This window comes from Pseudomonas sp. 05N432, assembly GCF_056396945.1.
The window spans coordinates 1-17,437 of the sequence record NZ_JBFTMM010000034.1 but is presented as its reverse complement, the minus strand read 5'-3'; the positions used below and the strand labels follow the sequence as shown (position 1 = coordinate 17,437).

18 protein-coding genes are annotated in these 17,437 nt (G+C 59.5%); 11 read left to right on the top strand and 7 right to left on the bottom strand.

All coding sequences use genetic code 11. The features are described from left to right. Positions 1–260: 260 nt before the first annotated feature. Positions 261–971, top strand: coding sequence for an alpha/beta hydrolase (locus AC1DHT_RS28780; protein ID WP_427546775.1), 711 nt, complete (start codon positions 261–263; stop codon positions 969–971). Between the two features lie 8 nt (positions 972–979). On the opposite strand, the gene AC1DHT_RS28775 is transcribed toward AC1DHT_RS28780, so the two are convergent. Next, entirely contained in the window at positions 980–1,558 is a 579-nt protein-coding gene (locus AC1DHT_RS28775) for a DcrB/PsbP domain-containing protein (RefSeq protein ID WP_427546772.1), read from the bottom strand. A gap of 290 nt (positions 1,559–1,848) precedes the next feature. Here AC1DHT_RS28775 and AC1DHT_RS28770 point away from each other — a divergent pair, with 290 nt between their 5' ends. From AC1DHT_RS28770 to AC1DHT_RS28755, 4 genes are all read left to right on the top strand, one after another. Then, positions 1,849–2,016, top strand: coding sequence for a metallothionein (locus AC1DHT_RS28770; protein WP_427546769.1), 168 nt, complete (start codon positions 1,849–1,851; stop codon positions 2,014–2,016). 119 nt (positions 2,017–2,135) lie between these two features. Next, a complete protein-coding gene (locus AC1DHT_RS28765) occupies positions 2,136–2,924 on the top strand; it encodes an AraC family transcriptional regulator (protein WP_427546766.1) in 789 nt (262 codons plus the stop codon). A gap of 93 nt (positions 2,925–3,017) precedes the next feature. Then, positions 3,018–3,191 carry a DUF1427 family protein gene (locus AC1DHT_RS28760; protein WP_071554717.1) on the top strand — a complete coding sequence of 58 codons (174 nt, stop codon included), beginning with the start codon at positions 3,018–3,020 and terminating at the stop codon, positions 3,189–3,191. Between the two features lie 30 nt (positions 3,192–3,221). Further along, entirely contained in the window at positions 3,222–4,178 is a 957-nt protein-coding gene (locus AC1DHT_RS28755; protein WP_427546764.1) for a quinone oxidoreductase family protein, read from the top strand. Positions 4,179–4,370: 192 nt separating this feature from the next. Here the strand turns inward: AC1DHT_RS28755 and AC1DHT_RS28750 are convergent, their stop codons facing one another. After that, positions 4,371–5,405 (bottom strand): purine-nucleoside phosphorylase, encoded by a 1,035-nt coding sequence (locus AC1DHT_RS28750; protein ID WP_427546761.1) that lies wholly within the window; start codon positions 5,403–5,405, stop codon positions 4,371–4,373. A 42-nt stretch (positions 5,406–5,447) separates the two neighbouring features. Beyond that, entirely contained in the window at positions 5,448–6,404 is a 957-nt protein-coding gene (locus tag AC1DHT_RS28745; RefSeq protein WP_427546759.1) for a nucleoside-specific channel-forming protein Tsx, read from the bottom strand. A gap of 268 nt (positions 6,405–6,672) precedes the next feature. On the opposite strand from AC1DHT_RS28745, the gene selD reads away from it, so the two are divergent. Then, positions 6,673–7,707 (top strand): selenide, water dikinase SelD, encoded by a 1,035-nt coding sequence (gene selD, locus AC1DHT_RS28740; protein WP_477761575.1) that lies wholly within the window; start codon positions 6,673–6,675, stop codon positions 7,705–7,707. After that, a complete protein-coding gene (gene mnmH / locus AC1DHT_RS28735; protein WP_427546756.1) occupies positions 7,707–8,804 on the top strand; it encodes a tRNA 2-selenouridine(34) synthase MnmH in 1,098 nt (365 codons plus the stop codon). Before selD ends, mnmH begins: the two co-directional genes overlap by 1 nt. Positions 8,805–8,850: 46 nt before the next feature. On the opposite strand, the gene AC1DHT_RS28730 is transcribed toward mnmH, so the two are convergent. Together AC1DHT_RS28730 and AC1DHT_RS28725 are read right to left on the bottom strand one after the other, a co-directional pair. After that, on the bottom strand, positions 8,851–9,906 hold the full coding sequence (locus tag AC1DHT_RS28730; protein ID WP_427546754.1) for a permease: 1,056 nt from the start codon (positions 9,904–9,906) through the stop codon (positions 8,851–8,853). 91 nt (positions 9,907–9,997) lie between these two features. Further along, positions 9,998–10,672, bottom strand: coding sequence for a histidine phosphatase family protein (locus tag AC1DHT_RS28725; RefSeq protein WP_427546752.1), 675 nt, complete (start codon positions 10,670–10,672; stop codon positions 9,998–10,000). A 328-nt stretch (positions 10,673–11,000) separates the two neighbouring features. Between AC1DHT_RS28725 and AC1DHT_RS28720 the strand changes: the two genes are divergently transcribed. The 3 genes from AC1DHT_RS28720 to hemB all read left to right on the top strand — a co-directional run bounded on the left by AC1DHT_RS28720 (position 11,001) and on the right by hemB (position 13,728). Next, positions 11,001–11,699, top strand: coding sequence for a glutathione binding-like protein (locus AC1DHT_RS28720; protein ID WP_427546749.1), 699 nt, complete (start codon positions 11,001–11,003; stop codon positions 11,697–11,699). A gap of 48 nt (positions 11,700–11,747) precedes the next feature. Then, a complete protein-coding gene (locus AC1DHT_RS28715; protein WP_427546747.1) occupies positions 11,748–12,590 on the top strand; it encodes a PhzF family phenazine biosynthesis protein in 843 nt (280 codons plus the stop codon). A 163-nt stretch (positions 12,591–12,753) separates the two neighbouring features. Beyond that, positions 12,754–13,728: a porphobilinogen synthase gene (gene hemB / locus AC1DHT_RS28710; RefSeq protein WP_442114831.1), complete on the top strand. Its 975-nt coding sequence runs from the start codon at positions 12,754–12,756 to the stop codon at positions 13,726–13,728. Between the two features lie 19 nt (positions 13,729–13,747). Here hemB and AC1DHT_RS28705 read toward each other — a convergent pair whose 3' ends face one another. Continuing rightward, entirely contained in the window at positions 13,748–15,277 is a 1,530-nt protein-coding gene (locus tag AC1DHT_RS28705; RefSeq protein WP_427546741.1) for an FAD-dependent oxidoreductase, read from the bottom strand. Between the two features lie 144 nt (positions 15,278–15,421). Between AC1DHT_RS28705 and AC1DHT_RS28700 the strand changes: the two genes are divergently transcribed. Beyond that, positions 15,422–16,519, top strand: a complete 1,098-nt coding sequence (locus tag AC1DHT_RS28700; RefSeq protein ID WP_477761574.1) for a DUF1615 domain-containing protein — start codon at positions 15,422–15,424, stop codon at positions 16,517–16,519. A 36-nt stretch (positions 16,520–16,555) separates the two neighbouring features. Here the strand turns inward: AC1DHT_RS28700 and AC1DHT_RS28695 are convergent, their stop codons facing one another. Further along, positions 16,556–17,215, bottom strand: a complete 660-nt coding sequence (locus tag AC1DHT_RS28695; RefSeq protein WP_427546736.1) for a methyltransferase family protein — start codon at positions 17,213–17,215, stop codon at positions 16,556–16,558. Positions 17,216–17,437 lie beyond the last annotated feature (222 nt).

Here is a 17,437-nt window from a genome sequence, read left to right as displayed (position 1 = left end):
TCCGGTGTCCATCAGGGGGCATCGCCTACGGTCTGCTTCGCGACGACCTCCTCTCGATGTGTCCGGCTGCGCCGTACGGCGCTGCGCGCCCACCCCCTGATGAACACCTCCACTCGGCCTCCCGAAAGGGGCGGGTGGATCAAGATCAAAAGCAACAGCACGGCGGCCTGATAGCCGGCCTGAGTGGTGGGTTGGTTTTCGAAAGCGCTTCTTGTGGTGTTAGGCTCTGGCGCGAATTTGCCGTATTCGAGGGAAGGTCCATGTTCCGTGTTCTTGCTGTGTTGATGTTGATGGTGTCTTCCGTTGCCCATGCGGCGCTCAACGATGATTTGCCGTTGCCGTACCTTGAGCAGTCCAACCCTGATTCACGCAATCAGCCGTTGGTGATTTTTCTCCACGGCTCAGGCAGTAACGAAGAGGACCTGTTCAACATCAAGGATGAGTTGCCGACGCAGTACACATATCTGTCGGTGCGGGCGCCGCAGGCGGTGGAGGCGGACAGTTATCAGTGGTTTCGCAAGAAGGGTGAAGGCGCCTATGACGGTGAAACTGAAGACCTGAACGTTAGCGCGGGGTTGATCCGTGACTTCGTGGCGCAGGCAGCGAAGAAGTATCACACCGAGGCCGACAAGGTGTTTCTGGTGGGGTTCAGCCAAGGCGCGATCATGTCGTATGAAGTTGCCTTGCGTCATCCCGAGGCGGTGCGCGGGATTGCGGCGTTGAGCGGCAAGGTTTTGCCAGTGTTGAGAGCGCAGCTCAAGGCCGACAAGGCGCTTGAGCCGTTGGCGATTTTCATCGGTCACGGGACGGCCGACCTGAAACTGCCCTACAGCGATGGCAGCGAGGCCAACAGCCTGTTGCAGAGCATTGCGCTCACGCCGGAATTTCATGCCTATCCAGGCGTCGGCCACACCATCAGTGCGGCCGAAATGCAGGATTTGAACGCCTGGCTGCTGCGGATCAATCAGTAGCCGGGGGCTTATTTATCGCCAAGGATCTGTTTGACCAGCGCCGCATGCCCAGCCTTGTCGTCGGCGCGGGAGATGATCTGGATCAGCATCATGCGTGTGCCGGAGCCAGCCAGCAGGCTGGTGTCGAGCGTCAGACCGCCGCCTTGGGTGGCGGTGCTGTCGATCTGGCGCAGGCCCAGGCCTTTGACGGTCAGGCTTTTCTCGCTTTGCTTGTTGAAGTCAGGCAAGGCTTCGCGTTGCTGAGTGGCGAAACCGGACACTGATTCGTCGAGAAACACAGTGTCGTTGTCTTTGACGTTCAGGCCATTGGGCAAGGTGTTTTCAGCAATGATCAGGACGGTTTTGCTCGCCTGATTGGTGTACATGGTGCCCGTTGCACCAGCAGTGCCCTTGGCGGCGTCGCCACCGGACAGTGGGTTAGCGATGAAGCCCTGGGGCAGAGCGAAGGCGAATTTTCCGCCCAGTGCCGAGATTTTTTGTGCGGGTGCGGTTTTCGCGGCCGGTTGCTTGGCGGCGTAAACGCTCACGGCAGCGAAGCTGGTGACCGCTGTCAGCAACAGGACAACGGCTTTTTTACTCAACGACATGCAAACTCTCCGGGGTAATCGCGCAGTGGCGGCGATCATCCCACGGCCAACCTTGATCACTCCAGCGCGATCTTGAGTCAGGGCGCGAGAGGCGACGTGAGGTCATGTGGCTGGCGAGCGTGGGTACGCAGATCGCAATCGCAGGTCATGGTCGCGAGTGCATCGACTACCCTAAGAGATGAGCGAAGGCCGCCTGTCACGTCATCGGAACCGGTATTCATTGTGCGGTCATTGCTTCAGGGGCGGCATTGGTGCCGCCTCTGGACGACCACACGCATGGAGTCAGATAGATGAAAGCAACGACCTGCGCCTGCCCCAACTGTAATTGCAAACTGGGTGAGCACTCTATCGTCCGCCACGGTAAACACTATTGCTGCGAGGGTTGTGCCAAGCATCATGAACACGGCGAAGCCTGCACCTCGGCGGGTTGCAAGTGCGCCAAGGGGGCTCACGGCTGATAACCTCTGCCTGAACGTGGAGCCCGCTTGCGCTCCACGTTGTGCGAAGGTGTCAACTGGCGGCAGTCGTGGCGCCTCGTTACCATGGGGCCTTCTCCCTTACATCACGATTCTTGCCCATGGCCCTTGCCGCTCCGCCTGATCTCAGCGACACCGATGTGCCGGTGCAACCGTTGGCGCGCACCTATCCGCGCGGCCTGTACATCGAGCCGCACGAACATGTCTGGGGCCAGTTGCTGTATGCGATGAGCGGAGTGATGTGGGTCGAGACACCCGACGAAGCGTTGGTCGTGCCGCCGCAACGGGCGGTCTGGCTGCCACCGGGGGTGGTGCACGGGATTCGGGTGGTCTCGGACCTGCAGATGCGCAATATCTACCTGCGCCCGGCGTTGGCCGCGACGCTGGACAGCAGCGTTCAGGTGATCGAGGTCGGCGGCTTGCTGCGCGAGTTGATTCTCGGGTTGGTGGAGCAGGGCGACAGTGGCTCGGCGGAGTACTACGAGGCGCTGGTGGGGCTGGCCTTGCTGGAGCTGAAACGGGCGAAACGTTCGCTGTTGAAGATTCCCATGCCGGACAACGCCGAGCGGCGGCTGGTCAATCTCTGTCAGGCGGTCATGGCCGCACCGTCTCTGGATATTCCCTTCGAACAGCATGCCGAAAATGCCGGCGCCAGTGTGCGCACCCTGGCGCGGTTGTTCAAGGATGGGTTGGGCATGGGCTTTGCCGAATGGCGGCGTCAGGTGCAATTGGCGATTGCAGTCGCCGAGCTGATCCAGGGCGTGCCGGTCAGCACAATCGCCCGGGAGCTGGGCTATTCGCCGAGCAGCTTCAGCGACATGTTTCGCCGCGAGCTGGGTGTTCCACCCTCGCAGTTTGCCCGCGAAGGTGATTTCAGCTCAGCGCCGTAGCAGGGCATTTGGCCGAAATCCTGAAGTACTTGGCCGATCGCTTTGGCGACCACTCTCTAGACTCTGTGTATCCCCGATTACACGGAGCTCAGCATGAACTACCTCATTTCACTGGCCATCGGTCTTGGCGTTGGCTTGCTCTACGGCGCGCTGGATTTTCGTTCGCCCGCGCCACCGGCCATTGCGTTGGTGGGGTTGCTGGGCATGTTGGCCGGTGAACAGCTGTGGCCGATGGGGCGGCAACTGGTCGCTGGCTGGATCTCCTGAAATCTCTTCATTTGTCAGATGGACATTCCCATGAAAGCACTGCAATTCGATAAAACCGGTGATCTGGCGGCCCTGCGTTACGTCGAGGTACCCACCCCGGTTCCGGGTGCCAACGAGGTGTTGGTGCAGATCAAGGCTGCGGGCCTGAATCCCAGCGACGTGAAGAACGTGCTCGGACGTTTTCCCTACACCACGCTGCCACGGATTCCCGGTCGTGACTTTGCCGGTGTGGTGATTGAAGGGCCACAGGCGCTGATCGGTCAGGAAGTCTGGGGCACGGGCCGCGAGTTGGGTTTCTTCGCCGATGGCTCCCATGCGCAATACGTGAAGCTGCCGGCCAAGGGCGTCGCCCTCAAGCCAACGCATTTGAGCTTTGCCCAGGCTGCGAGCCTTGGCGTGCCCTACACCACAGCGTGGGATGCGCTGGAACGCAGCCTGGTGACTGCGCAAACCCGTTTACTGGTGATCGGTGGTGGCGCGGTGGGTAGTGCAGCGCTGGCGCTGGGAAAAATTCGCGGTGCCGAGGTGTTGGCGGCGGCACGACGTCCCGAGCAGGTCAAGGCCTTGCAGGCCCAGGGCTTTAACACGATTCAACTGGAAACACCGGAAGCGCTGGGCGCTCAGGTCAATGCGATTTTCACGGGCGGTGCCGACGTGATTTTCGACACCACCGGTTTTTGGCTGCCGGCGTCGGTAGCGGCACTGGCTACCTTCGGCCGCATCGCAATTATCGCCGCGCCGGTCGACGGCCTGGTGCAGTTGCCGGCGCTGGCGCTGTATCGCCGGGGTGGTTCGGTGGTCGGGATAAACTCGTTGCTGTACGGCGTCGAAGCCTGCGCGGCGATGCTTGAACAGTTCGGCCGGTTCTTCGATGACGGGTTGTTGCCGTTGCCGGAAGGGCTGGTGGAGTCGCCACTGGCCGAGGGGCTTGAGCGTTATGCCGAGGTGAATCAGGGCGGTGGCGACAAGGTGATTTTGTTGCCGTGACCCGATCAGTGTGGGAGCGGGCTTACTCGCGAAGACGGCGGCACATTCAGCATCAATGTGACTGATAGACCGCTTTCGCGAGCAAGCCCGCTCCCACATTTATTCTGCTGTGCTCACAATTTTTGTAATCGACGACCTTTGTAAGCGCAGCCAAAGGTTTGGGGTTCGTTCGGACGGTTTTTTGATGTCGCCTCAGGCCTCAGGCACACCGTTCTCCCACGCCGACCAGTTCTTCAGAATCTCCTGCACCAGCGGGTTGCCGGTGCGGTAGAGGTTTTCCAGGGCCGGCACAAAACCACCCTGATCGGCGTACTTGAGCAGGTTGTCGACTTCGCTGTAACCCGGATACGGACGGTCGAAGTCGGAACCGGCGCGCACCACTGCCAGGCGCTGGATATCCACCAGGCCTTCACGGCTGGCGCGCAGCAGTGCTTCATACGTCGAGTTGTCTTCCTGCTGAGTCGTGCAGTAAACGCCTTGGTTGTCCGTCAGCAAGCGGGTCCAGACTTCGGCACGTTCGCTCAAGCGTGTTCCGGAAAACCAGGTATTGCCGGCCAGGGTGTCGCATTGAGTGACCACCGGCGGTTGATTGGCCGGCGCGTAGGGATATTTCATCCGCCATGCAGCGGACTCTTTGCTTTCGCTCAGTGCAACGTTTGCGCTCAGGGCGAAGGCTTTGGCTTGCAGCTTCGGGTTGAGTTCGAAGACTTCGGTCTTGTAGTCCAGCGGCGGTTTTTCGTTAGGACCTTTGGTGTTGATGCCGATGTAACCGGTCGGCCACTCTTTGGGAGCGTCCCGCGAATCCAGTTCCCATTGCGTGCCGAACTCCACCAGATAATGCGCCCACGCTGCAGTGCCGATAGTGCCGTGGTGCGGGTTGATGCCGGCAATTCCGGCGATCAGGAAATAGCTTTTGCGCAGGTCGAATTTCGGCGACAGGGCCAATGCCAGCGTGGATGCCGCGGCGTTGGTCTGGCCCATGCCGGTGACCATCAGGCACACCTGCTGTGTATTGCAGCGAATGTTCGGGTACTCGGCGGAAAGCCCCGGTACGCGGATCTCCTGCTTGAGCTCCAGGCGATCAATCCAGGTTTGCGCTTCCGGGGCGAACATGCTGATCAGCATGACTTTCGGTGTGATCGGGGCTTCTACCGCCCAGACACTGGAAGAGAGCAGGGCGCTGCAGGCCAGACCGGCGGACAGAGAAAGGCGTGTGACGGTGTGCATGGAACCTCCTTGGTAAATGTTGATAGCGAAGCAGCTTGTCACTCAAAACTGATACCCGACACCCGCGTAGTAGCCCCAGCCATCGGAGCGAGCGCGGAAGTTGCCTTCACCGAAGTTCAACTCGCTGCCATCTTCCCAGTTACCACCGTTATGGAAATAACGCCCGACCAGGGTGAAGCGCAGGTGCGTGAATGAATAGAGCAATACGTTAGTGGCCACGGTGGCGTTGGCCGTGCGTGCCGGATTGTCTTTATGCAGATCCGAACCAAAGTCGAAGTTGGTGAAGCCGATGTAAGTCAGTGACGCGCCGTTGCTGAAGCGGTCGATGGGCACGATGTACTTCAACTGGGCGCGATAACCATCCCATGAGTATTCATTGCTGGCGCCGTAGTTCTCCCACTGATAGCGCCCGTAGAAGTTGGCCGACAGGTTGACCCGCGAATGGGTGTCGATGTCGGTGCCCAGGCCGCTGTAAAGCGTGTTGGCGCGATTGGCGGTGCTGCTGCCGTGGTCGTAGATCCAGTCGAACGCGACATACCATTCCTTGAACGGCCCGACCGCCAGGCTGCGACCCGCCAGGTAGTCGATGGAAATACGTGGCTCGTGCTCCATGAACAACGGCGAACCGTGATCCCAGGCACCTTTGTCGTGGCTGTTGCCAATGCCGAGGATCTTCGGGGCGTCAATATAGCCATACAGCTCGAATGGCCCCTTGCGCCCGAAGTACTCGTACTCCAGGTAAACATCGTCGGCCGGTTGCGGGCCGAAGCTGATGTCCTTGCTGCCGATCAGCGTCAGGTCCTGATTGAACCAGTCCGACAGGTACGCGCCTTTTTTCGGTGGGCTGGCTTCAGCGCTGAGCGTCTCGCCTTGGGCTGACTCATCAACGGTTTTTTCTTGAGCCACGGCGGCGAAGCTGAGTAGTCCCGTAACGGCGCTTAGTAGCAACGAAACAGCAACAGTGGGGCAGGACGCGGTGCGTCTGGAAGTGGTGTGCATTGAAAATCCCTGTTCGTGCAGTGGTTGGCTGAACGTGAACGCTCAGGCATTGATCAAGCGTTCATGTTACTGACGCAAACGTTTGCATGTTGCGGACCAACTTGGAGCAGGCGATTGAAATAAAGGGAAATTTTGTGAATTAGCTGACGTTTTGGTTAGCAATTTGCCTCCTCGGCGAGCGTGTCTGCTCGAAAGCGGGGCAGGCTCAGTCAGCGCTTACGCTGTGCTCTGTTAGAATTGTTGAACTTGAATTCCAGAGGTGCCCCCCATGAGCGAGCCGATTCGCCTGACCCAGTACAGCCACGGCGCAGGTTGTGGCTGCAAGATTTCACCTCAGGTGCTGGAGGTGATTCTGGCCGGCAGCGGCGCGCAGAATCTCGACCCTAAGCTCTGGGTGGGTAATGCATCGCGCGACGATGCGGCGGTGTATGCCATCGATGATGAGCGTGGCGTGGTGTCGACCACTGACTTCTTTATGYCGATTGTCGATGATCCGTTCGATTTCGGTCGCATTGCCGCCACCAATGCCATCAGCGATATCTACGCGATGGGCGGTGATCCGTTGATGGCGATTGCGATCCTTGGCTGGCCGGTCAACGTGCTGGCGCCAGAGATTGCCCGGGAAGTGATTCGCGGTGGCCGTTCGGTCTGCGATGAGGCGGGTATCCCATTGGCTGGTGGGCATTCGATCGATGCGCCGGAGCCGATCTTCGGCCTGGCGGTTACCGGGCTGGTGCAAAAGCGCCATATGAAGCGCAACGACACGGCGACCGCCGGTTGCTTGCTGTACCTCACCAAACCATTGGGCATCGGTATCCTCACCACCGCCGAGAAGAAGGGCAAGCTGCGCGCCAGCGATGTCGGCCTGGCCCGTGACTGGATGTGCACCCTGAACAAACCCGGTAGCCGTTTCGGCAAACTCGACGGCGTGACCGCCATGACTGACGTCACTGGTTTCGGGTTGCTGGGGCATCTGGTGGAAATGGCCGATGGCAGCGGCGTGACCGCGCGTATTGATTACGACCGCGTGCCACGTTTGCCGGGTGTCGAGTACTACCTCGATCAAGGCTGTGTGCCGGGCGGTACCCTGCGTAATTTTGACAGCTACGCCAACAAGGTCGGACGCATACAGGAACTGCACAAGCGCGTGCTGTGCGATCCACAGACCAGCGGTGGTTTGCTGGTTGCCGTGACGCCCGAGGGCAACGAGCAGTTTCTCGCTGTTGCCGCTGAACTGGGCCTGAACCTGGCGCCGATCGGTGAACTGGTTGAGCGACAGAGCAACGCGGTAGAGGTGATTTGATGCTTATCGATTTCACTGATTACCGCGACATCTTCCTCAACGACCGGCCGATGATGGATGTCCGCGCGCCGGTCGAGTTCACCAAGGGTTCGTTCCCTGGGGTGATCAACTTGCCGCTGATGACGGACAACGAGCGCCAGCGGGTCGGCACCTGCTACAAACAGCATGGTCAGCAGGCCGCCATTGTGCTCGGGCATCAGTTGGTCTCGGGCGAGATCAAGGCCGCGCGTATCCAGGCCTGGACTGATTTTGCCCGGGCCAATCCCGACGGTTACCTGTATTGCTTTCGCGGCGGTTTACGTTCACAGATTGTCCAGCAATGGCTCAAGGACGAGGCCGGCATCGACTACCCTCGGGTCGGTGGCGGCTACAAGGCGATGCGGACTTTCTTGTTGGAAACAGTCGACCAGGCCGTCGAACAGTGCGATTTCGTGTTGCTCGGCGGCATGACCGGCACCGGCAAAACCGATGTCCTCACCCAATTGAGCAATGGTCTGGACCTTGAAGGTTATGCCAATCATCGCGGTTCCAGCTTCGGCAAGCGTGCGACCGGTCAGCCCGGCAACATCGACTTCGAGAACCGCCTGGCGGTGGACGTGCTGAAAAAGCGTGCCCGTGGCATTGAACAGTTCGTGCTCGAAGATGAAAGCCGCATGGTCGGCAGCTGTGCCTTGCCGCTGCCGCTGTATCAGGGCATGCAACGTTTTCCGATGGTCTGGCTCGAAGACAGCCTGCAAGACCGGGTCGAGCGGATCCTGCGCGATTACGTGGTGAATCTCTGCGCGGAATTCGTCGCTGTACATGGCGACGAGGGGTTCGCACAGTTCTCCGAGCGTATGCTGGCAAGCCTCAACAACATCAGCAAACGCCTGGGTGGCGAGCGTCATCAGCGCATGTTCGATTTGATGGAGGGCGCGTTGGCCGAGCAGGCACGCAGCGGTGCAGTGGACTTGCACCGTGGCTGGATCGAAGGGTTGTTGAACGAGTATTACGACCCGATGTACGCCTTCCAGCGCGAGAAGAAAGGCGACCGAATCGAGTTTGTGGGGGAGGAGGCTGCGGTGCTCGAGTATTTGCGTGAGCGCGGTAATCGTTAAGATCGAGACGCAAGCGCTGGTTAACACCAGCGCCTGCAATCCCCGTTTAAAGCACCATCGCGCCGATCAGGCCGCAGATCACGCCAACCAGCATGGTCAGCACGGCTACGGTCACCAGCACCCGGGTATCGAAATCCTTGCGCAGCATCAACAGCGACGGCAGGCTGATGCTCGGCAAGGTCATGAGTAGTGCCACGGCCGGTGCGGTGCCCAAACCCAGGGTCATCATGGTTTGCACAATGGGGATTTCCGCGGCGGTGGGAATCATGAACAGCGTGCCGACGATGGCCAGCGGTATCAGCCACAGCAAGCTGTTGGCCATCGCGCCGTCAACGTGCGGGAACAGCCAGACCCGGGCAGCGCCCAGAACCAGTACTGCCAGCACATAGATCGGAATAGTGGTCCAGAACAATTGCCACAAGGTCCGCGCCCAGCGGCTCAGGAAGGGTTGTGCGTCGGTTGCGCGGGTCGCTTCGGCCACGGCTTCCAGCGCCGCCTCCGGCATGTAATCGGGTCGCGAGATGCGTTGGGCGACCAACGAAACACCTAGCACCAGCACAATTCCCGCTACCAGCCGCAGTGCGGTAAAGCCCCAGCCGAGTACGAAACCCATGAACACTAGCGTTGCCGGGTTGAGTACCGGGTTGGCAATCCAGAACGCCAGTGCCGCCCCCACCGAGACGTTCTGACGGCGCATGCCGGACACCACGGGCGCGGCGCAGCAGGTGCACATCATGCCTGGCAGGGCGAACAACCCGCCGCGCAAGGTCGAAGCAAACCCGGCACGGCCGAACAATCGCAGCAGCCAGTCTCGCGGAATCAATACCTGCAACAGCGAACCCAGGATCACCGCCAGTACGGCCGCTTTCCAGATCGCCAGGAAGTACACCTTGGCATACACCAGTGCAGCGGTGAGCGGCGAGGTTTGTTCATCGTTGAGGATCGAGGCGCCGATGCTGTGGCTGTCGGCGGCCACGAATGCCTTGAGGTAGTAGGGCGACCACTTGACGTAGTAGAGGCCGATACAGGCAACCAGCAGGAACAGGGCGGGTTTCCACCAGAGCGCCAGGCCCCGGTTGGGGACCGCTAAGGAGTTGGACATAAGAGGCTCCGGACAATTAGGACAGTGGGGCATCATACTCCAGTGCAGTCTAGTCCAGAGGCCCGGATAATGGCGGGCACAAGCCGACCTGTTATGTCGGACAAGTCTGCGGGCCGTTGTTCAGCTCTTGCTTGTAACGATGGCTGAGCAAGGTGACCTTGCCGTTGTGCCAGGTCAGGGTCAGCACATACAGCGAGTCGAAATCGTTGGATGGCCAGTCGTCAAGAATAGGGCGCTTTTCACCGGTGGCCTCTTCAGCCACCTTGTTGATCAAATCCGGCAGATACCCGTGGGACCAGGCCGTGTAGATGATCGAGTTGCGGTACTTGGCGTGAAGCAGTTCATCGGCCATTTCACTGATGTCGTTGGCCGAAAATTCGATGTTCACCGGCAGCCCGAGTTTGATCGCGGTGGGGCTGATGGTCAGCAGCGGCCGGAGGTAGCTGTAGGAGGTGTCGAACTCGCCTTCCTCGACGTTGCGTGTCGGATTGGCGGCGAACACATAATTGGCCTTGCCGAATTTCTCTGGCAGCAGCTCTGCCAGCTTGATCGCACGATTCAGCCCCTGGCAGTTCAGTTGTCCGAGACCTCCGGCGGGCTTTTCTGCGTGGCGCAAGAATACCAGGGTCTGGGTGCCGTCAGCCGGTTGGGCGCGGCTCTCACTGGCTTCCAGCGCCAGGAACAGGACGCAGGTCATGAGCAAGGCCGCACAGAACACCAGGGTGCGCGGCTTCAGGGTTTTAACGAAGTTCAGGTGCTTTTTCATTGAGTTATTATTCTTCAGCGCATTCGTTTAAGGCTGACAAAACATCACACCGGGAGCTCGTGGCTTCAAGTGCTTCTCATGTCGTGAGGGCGATTCGTCTAACGCAAGGGCAGCCTTGGAGTCCACGGGCACCCTTTGGTTCGATTCGAATCGGCACGCATTACTTTATCTGCGGAGCGGGCTGGCTGACCGGAAGGTTATCGACAGAATGTTTCTGAATTAACCTGGCCCCATCAGCGTCGTGCTTATAATCTAACCGCCTTGAAGGCCGGGCATCTGCCGCGACCAACCCCCATCATCGCCATTCAACTGTCACTGGATGTTCACCATGACCGATTTGTCTGCATTCCCGATTACTGAGAAATGGCCTGCGCAGTTTCCCGAGTGGATACAGCTCTATTCCTTGCCGACGCCCAACGGCGTCAAAGTCTCGATCATGCTCGAAGAAACCGGCTTGCCTTACGAGGCGCACCGGGTGGGTTTCGACACCAATGATCAGTTCTCTCCAGCATTCTTGTCGCTGAACCCCAACAACAAGATTCCGGCGATCCTGGACCCGCATGGGCCGGATGATCAGCCACTGGCGTTGTTCGAGTCCGGGGCGATTCTGATCTACCTGGCCGACAAAAGCGGGCAACTGCTGGCGCAGGAATCGGCCGCACGTTACGAGACAATTCAGTGGTTGATGTTCCAGATGGGGGGCATCGGACCGATGTTTGGTCAGTTGGGCTTTTTCCATAGATTTGCCGGCAAGGACTACGAGGACAAGCGCCCGCGTGACCGCTACGTCGACGAGAGCAAGCGTTTGCTGAAAGTGCTCGACAGCCGCCTGGAAGGCCGCGACTGGATCATGGGTGAGCGTTACACCATCGCCGATATCGCGACGTTCCCGTGGGTGCGCAACCTGATTGGCTTCTATGAAGCGGGGGACCTGGTCGGGATCAACAACTTCCCGAACGTATTGCGTGTGCTGGAACGATTCCTGGCTCGGCCGGCAGTGATTCGCGGGCTGGAAATTCCCAAGTGACGGCAAGCGTCACGACTCCGTTTATCTAGCCCGGCTTAAGGAAGAGCAATGCCTCGATACGACTTCAAACAGGTGGACGTCTTCAGCCGTGTTGCACTGAAGGGTAACCCGTTGGCCGTGGTCTTGGGGGCCGATGAGCTGAGTGACGAACGCATGGCGGCGTTTGCGACCTGGACCAACCTCAGCGAAACCACCTTCTTGCTGGAGCCCGGCGATTCGCGGGCCGATTATCGAGTCCGAATCTTCACCACCTTGCAGGAACTGCCGTTCGCCGGTCATCCGACCCTGGGCAGTTGTCATGCCTGGCTGGAGGCTGGCGGTATTCCCAAGGGTGAGGAGATCATTCAGGAGTGTGCCGTTGGCCTGGTGCGCATCCGCCGCCGTGGCACTGACCTGGCGTTCCTCGCGCCACCGTTGCTCAAGTCTGGCCCGCTGGACGCGGCACTGGTGGAGCGGGTGCGCCTTGGGCTCGGGCTGGAAGCCGGCGCGATTATTCGGGCGCAATGGGTAGATAACGGTGCTGGCTGGTTGGCTGTGATGCTCGCTGAGCGTGAGCAAGTGCTGGCGCTGCAGCCCGACTATTCGCAGATGCTCGGGCTGGCGGTCGGCGTCATTGCGCCGTGGCACCCCGAACGTGATGGCGACGAGGCCCAGTTTGAGGTGCGCGCGTTCATTTCCGGGGACGGCATGCCCGAAGATCCGGCCACCGGCAGCTTGAATGCCGGCGTTGCCCAATGGTTGTTGGCCGAGGGGTTGGCGCCGGATGTTTACGTGGTCAGCCAGGGCCTGACCATGGGCCGCGCCGGGAGAATCCAGGTCGAACGGATCGGCGATGAAGTCTGGATCGGCGGTTCGGCCGTGACCTGCATCGACGGCAGCTTGAATCTGTAATGCTGGCGAGCTTCTTGACCGTTGCTCGCCGCCAAACTGTTACCGAATCGGAAATAAACTGTTCCTCAACTTACGTTTGTGTCGGCGGGGGAGAGGGGCATAAGCTCCCTTCCTTTATGACTTTTGTCTTGTCCAGGCCGTTGGCCTCCAGCCAGGAAACCCCATGTCCAGCCAGTTCCCCGAAGCCCGTCCACGCCGTTTGCGTCGCAATCCACAGTTGCGCAGCCTGTTCCAGGAAACCGAGTTCACCCTCAATGACCTGGTGCTGCCGATCTTTGTCGAAGAAGAAATCGACGATTTCGTGCCGATTACCAGCATGCCCGGCGTGCGGCGGATTCCAGAGTCGAAACTGGCAGGCGAAATCGAGCGCTATGCGCGGGCGGGTATCAAGTCGGTGATGACGTTCGGGGTCTCCCATCACCTGGATGGCAGCGGCAGCGACACGTGGAATGAAAGCGGTTTGGTGTCGCGTATGGCACGGATCTGCAAGGACGCGGTGCCAGAGATGATCGTGATGTCCGACACCTGTTTTTGCGAGTACACCGATCGCGGTCACTGTGGGGTGATTCACGCGGGCGAGGTGGACAATGACAAAACCCTGATCAACCTCGGTAAGCAAGCCGTCGCCGCCGCACGGGCCGGGGCGGACGTGATTGCGCCGTCAGCGGCAATGGACGGGCAGGTCCAGGCGATTCGCCGGGCGCTCGACGAAGCCGGCTTCAGCCAGACTTCGATCATGGCCTATTCGACCAAATTTGCCTCGTCGCTCTACGGCCCGTTCCGTGAAGCCGGCGGCAGTGCGCTCAAAGGCGATCGTAAAAGTTACCAGATGAACCCGATGAACCGCCGTGAAGCGGTACGCGAGTCGTTGCTCGATGAGCAGGAAGGCGCCGATGCGTTGATGGTCAAGCCGGCCGGTGCGTATCTGGACATTATCCGTGATATCCGCGAAGCGTCGCGTTTGCCGTTGGCGGCTTATCAGGTGAGTGGCGAATACGCGATGATCAAATTCGGCGCCGCCGCCGGTGCGATCGATGAGGACCGTGTGGTGCGCGAGAGCCTGGGGGCGATCAAGCGGGCGGGCGCGGACCTGATCTTCACCTACTTTGCGATGGACCTGGCGTTGAGCGGAATCTAAGCCGCCGGGTGTGCCGTTATTACCAGAGGAACGGTTTGATCCCGTGGTCCCGGAAGTAACGCTCGATGACTTTCGGGTCAGCGGACAGATCGGCGACGGCCACGTAGCTGTCGGGCCTTAATAGATAGAAGCCATTGCGCGCCAGCCCGGCGGCTTCGTGGGTCGGATGCCAGTCGAAAACGTGCAGTGCCAGGTGATGCTCGGCGCACCAGGCAAGCATTTCTTCGCTGGTGTCGCCGTACACATGAACCTGCCAGTTGAGGCTTGTCAGGCTGTCGAAGTTATCGGTCTCGCTGTCATGTGCCCAGGGCAGGCGATCACCGCCAAAAACATGGCCAGCATGGCCTTCGCTCAGAGGCATCCCGCGATAATTCAGGGTGATTTGCGACACCGTACGAAACAGATACTCGCGCGCCAATTCAAATGAGACCATTTTGGGTAGCAGGAACGGTGCAATGCGGGTGCGAATCACGTCGGCCATTGCGCCTTCGGCGGAGACGAAATTGAATACCCGGTCGGTGGTCGCCACCAGTCGCCGGGCAAAGGCCATGCGTTCGACTTCATAACTGTCGAGCAGTTTGTCGTTGGCTGCTCCATTGAGAACGGCGGCGAGTTTCCAGGCGAGGTTGATCGCGTCGCCAATACCGGTGTTCATACCCTGGCCGCCGGCGGGGCTGTGCACATGGGCGGCGTCACCGAGCAAAAACGCGCGCCCGAAGCGGAAGGTGTCCGCTACCCGGTGATGGACCCGGTAAGTCGAAAACCAGTTGACCTTGTTTACCTGAACTTTCAGGTGCTCGATGGCCCGGCTACTGACGTCTTCAAACTTGAGGGTTTCGGCCTGCTCCGCGCGTTCATCGCGCACCGTTCCGATCAACCGTGCACGGCCTTCGCCGGCCAGCGGAAAAACCGCCAGAAAGTCGGCTTCATCCAGATCCACATGCAGTTCACCATTGAGCGCCAGACCTGAGGCTTCGACGTCGGCGACATAAAACACTTGCTGGTAGGTGCCGCCGGGAAAGCCGATATCGAGTGCCTTGCGCACGGTAGAACGAGCACCGTCACAACCCGCCAGGTAGCAGGTCTGACAGGTATGTTCCTGGCCGTCGGGCAGGAGCAGCTGCGCGGTAATGCTGCCGCCATGTTCGCTGAAACCGATCAGTTCGGTGTCGCGCTCGACCACCACGCCCAATTGCTCCAGGCGTTCGATCAACAGTCGCTCGTGCTGGTCCTGCGGGAACATTTCCAGAAACGAGTAAGGGGTCAGGTCCTTGCCGATGTCCTCGAACGGTAACCGCGCCACCGGTTCGCCTTTGACCCACAGATTGACTGCCGGTACTTTGTGGCCGTTCTGCACCACGGCGTGGCTGAGGTCGAGCTGGCGGTACAACTCCAGCGTACGTGCCTGAACCGCCAGGGCGCGAGACGTAGTGCCGGGTGCGCTGGTCTTGTCGAGGATGCGCACGCGGATGCCAAGCTTGCTGAGCCAAAGCGCGAGGACCAGTCCTGTGGGACCGGCGCCAACGATCAGTACATCGCTGCGGTTCATGTCGTTGCCCTCGATCGAGAGTCCCGCTGAACAGGGGTGTATCCAGTTTAGATCCGATTGACCGAGGTGCTTGTTCCCTCGGTGCAATGGCTCAAGAAGCGATATCCTCGGCGGTCAGGGCGCTTAAAAGGACCCATGTAAAAAATGCGATCCCATCGATTGATCATGAGTGTAGTTACGTTGCTGCTATTGGCCGGCTGCGCGAATCAGGCTGCTCGGCAAGCGGCTCAACCGACGCCCGTACAGGTGAAAGCGCAGATTGCCCGTTTGTTGCCGAGCAACACCGTAGACCGTGAAGGTTGGGCCRCTGACATTTATGCGGCGTTTGCGGCACAAGCGATCCCGCCCACCACGCAGAACCTGTGTTCGGTACTGGCGGTAACCGAGCAGGAGTCGACCTTTCAAACAGACCCGACAGTGCCGGGGCTGGGGAAGATCGCCCGGGATGAAATCGATCGACGTGCTGCCAGGGCACACATTCCCGATCTGTTGGTGCGCGGAGCCTTGCAGGTCAGCTCAACCAACGGCAAAAGTTACAGCGAGCGCTTGAATGCGGTGCGCAGCGAGAAAGAGCTCAGTGCGATATTCGATGACTTCATTGGTCGGGTGCCGATGGGCAAGACTCTGTTTAGTGGCTTCAATCCAGTGCATACCGCAGGCCCGATGCAGGTCAGTGTCGCGTTTGCCGAGCAGCACGCACAGCGCTATCCCTATCCGGTAGACAGCTCGATTCGTCATGAGGTATTCAGTCGCCGTGGCGGCATGTACTTCGGCATTACACATTTGCTCGGCTACCCGGTGAGTTACCGCCAACCGTTGTACCGCTTCGCCGATTTCAATGCCGGCTGGTACGCCAGCCGCAATGCCGCGTTTCAGAGTGCACTCAATCGCGCCTCGGGTAGCACGTTGGCACTGGATGGTGATCTGATTCGCTACGACTCGATCTTGCCGGGTTCGACGGAATTGGCGGTGCGCACGCTGGGTAACCGGCTGGACATGCGCAATACGACGATCAGGGATCAGCTGGAGTTGGGTAACCGCCTCGAGTTTGAAGACAGCAAGCTATATAAGAAGGTGTTCGAGCTGGCGGAAACGGCTGAAGGCAAACCACTGCCCAGGGCAATCCTGCCGGGTATCCAGTTGCAAAGCCCGAAAATCACTCGAAAGCTCACTACGGCCTGGTTCGCCAAGCGTGTCGATGAGCGTTATCAGCGCTGTATGACGCGTGCTTCGGCGGGGTAGAGTAAGCGTTGGCTGTGCAAGTACCGGGCGCTGATCTCAGTAGAGCCCGGGGATGAGTCGCCAGGTCTTCGCACAGTAAGCGTCATACTCGGCACCAAACTCACTGCGCAGCAGGTCTTCTTCGGCGTTTATGCGAGCAATGAGGGCAGGGAGCAGCAGGAGGACGAGCACGATCCCGACACTGGAGCGAAAGGCCAGCGCCCAACCCAGCGCGTTAATCAATAAACCGAGATAACTCGGATTACGCAGCCTTCGGTAAATACCGTCAGTCACCAGCGTATGCCCAGGTTGAATGGCGACCAGGCCGCTGAAGCGTTTGCCAAGTACGAACACGGGCCAGATCCGCAATGCGCCGCCCGCAATGAATAGAATTGCACCAACCCAGCGTATGCCTTCGCCACCGAAGGTCCAGAAGTCCATTCGGTCGGTATAGGCCGGAATAAACGCGGACAACACGCCAATCACCCCAAATACCGGTAGCACCCAACGGTTGTCCCGGTCCTCACGTACTCCGGAGCTCAAGTTGACTTCGGTGAGCAGCGAAACTCCCATCATCACCAGCGTCGCAAGGGCAATGATCACCAGGGCCGGATGCGAGAAAAACGCAGCAAGGCCACCCAGTCCCAGAATGGCGAGCCCGAGATAGGCCAGAACTGCTGCAATGCTGAACACGGCCAGCTTCAGGGAGATCTTCATGGCGGGGGTGCTCTTTGGATCGTCTCTATAAGCGTAGTGGGGTCAGGCTGATTACGGTGCCTGATCGGCCGCTTTCACCAGCCAGGATAGAAAAACTAAATTAAGTGTTGACGGCAGATTCTGGACGTCTATAATTCGCCCCACTTCCGGCGCAGTCGAAACGGAAAACTCCTTGGTAAACAAAGAGTTACGCAGTTTTCGGCAGCGGTTACGCTTCAGTTC

Excerpts from the sequence above, each read along its gene's own strand:
- AC1DHT_RS28780 (WP_427546775.1), top strand. The coding sequence starts at position 261 with ATGTTCCGTGTTCTTGCTGTGTTGATGTTGATGGTGTCTTCCGTTGCC.
- AC1DHT_RS28775 (WP_427546772.1), bottom strand. The coding sequence starts at position 1,558 with ATGTCGTTGAGTAAAAAAGCCGTTGTCCTGTTGCTGACAGCGGTCACC.
- AC1DHT_RS28770 (WP_427546769.1), top strand. The coding sequence starts at position 1,849 with ATGAAAGCAACGACCTGCGCCTGCCCCAACTGTAATTGCAAACTGGGT.
- AC1DHT_RS28765 (WP_427546766.1), top strand. The coding sequence starts at position 2,136 with ATGGCCCTTGCCGCTCCGCCTGATCTCAGCGACACCGATGTGCCGGTG.
- AC1DHT_RS28760 (WP_071554717.1), top strand. The coding sequence starts at position 3,018 with ATGAACTACCTCATTTCACTGGCCATCGGTCTTGGCGTTGGCTTGCTC.
- AC1DHT_RS28755 (WP_427546764.1), top strand. The coding sequence starts at position 3,222 with ATGAAAGCACTGCAATTCGATAAAACCGGTGATCTGGCGGCCCTGCGT.
- AC1DHT_RS28750 (WP_427546761.1), bottom strand. The coding sequence starts at position 5,405 with ATGCACACCGTCACACGCCTTTCTCTGTCCGCCGGTCTGGCCTGCAGC.
- AC1DHT_RS28745 (WP_427546759.1), bottom strand. The coding sequence starts at position 6,404 with ATGCACACCACTTCCAGACGCACCGCGTCCTGCCCCACTGTTGCTGTT.
- mnmH (WP_427546756.1), top strand. The coding sequence starts at position 7,707 with ATGCTTATCGATTTCACTGATTACCGCGACATCTTCCTCAACGACCGG.
- AC1DHT_RS28730 (WP_427546754.1), bottom strand. The coding sequence starts at position 9,906 with ATGTCCAACTCCTTAGCGGTCCCCAACCGGGGCCTGGCGCTCTGGTGG.
- AC1DHT_RS28725 (WP_427546752.1), bottom strand. The coding sequence starts at position 10,672 with ATGAAAAAGCACCTGAACTTCGTTAAAACCCTGAAGCCGCGCACCCTG.
- AC1DHT_RS28720 (WP_427546749.1), top strand. The coding sequence starts at position 11,001 with ATGACCGATTTGTCTGCATTCCCGATTACTGAGAAATGGCCTGCGCAG.
- AC1DHT_RS28715 (WP_427546747.1), top strand. The coding sequence starts at position 11,748 with ATGCCTCGATACGACTTCAAACAGGTGGACGTCTTCAGCCGTGTTGCA.
- hemB (WP_442114831.1), top strand. The coding sequence starts at position 12,754 with ATGTCCAGCCAGTTCCCCGAAGCCCGTCCACGCCGTTTGCGTCGCAAT.
- AC1DHT_RS28705 (WP_427546741.1), bottom strand. The coding sequence starts at position 15,277 with ATGAACCGCAGCGATGTACTGATCGTTGGCGCCGGTCCCACAGGACTG.
- AC1DHT_RS28695 (WP_427546736.1), bottom strand. The coding sequence starts at position 17,215 with ATGAAGATCTCCCTGAAGCTGGCCGTGTTCAGCATTGCAGCAGTTCTG.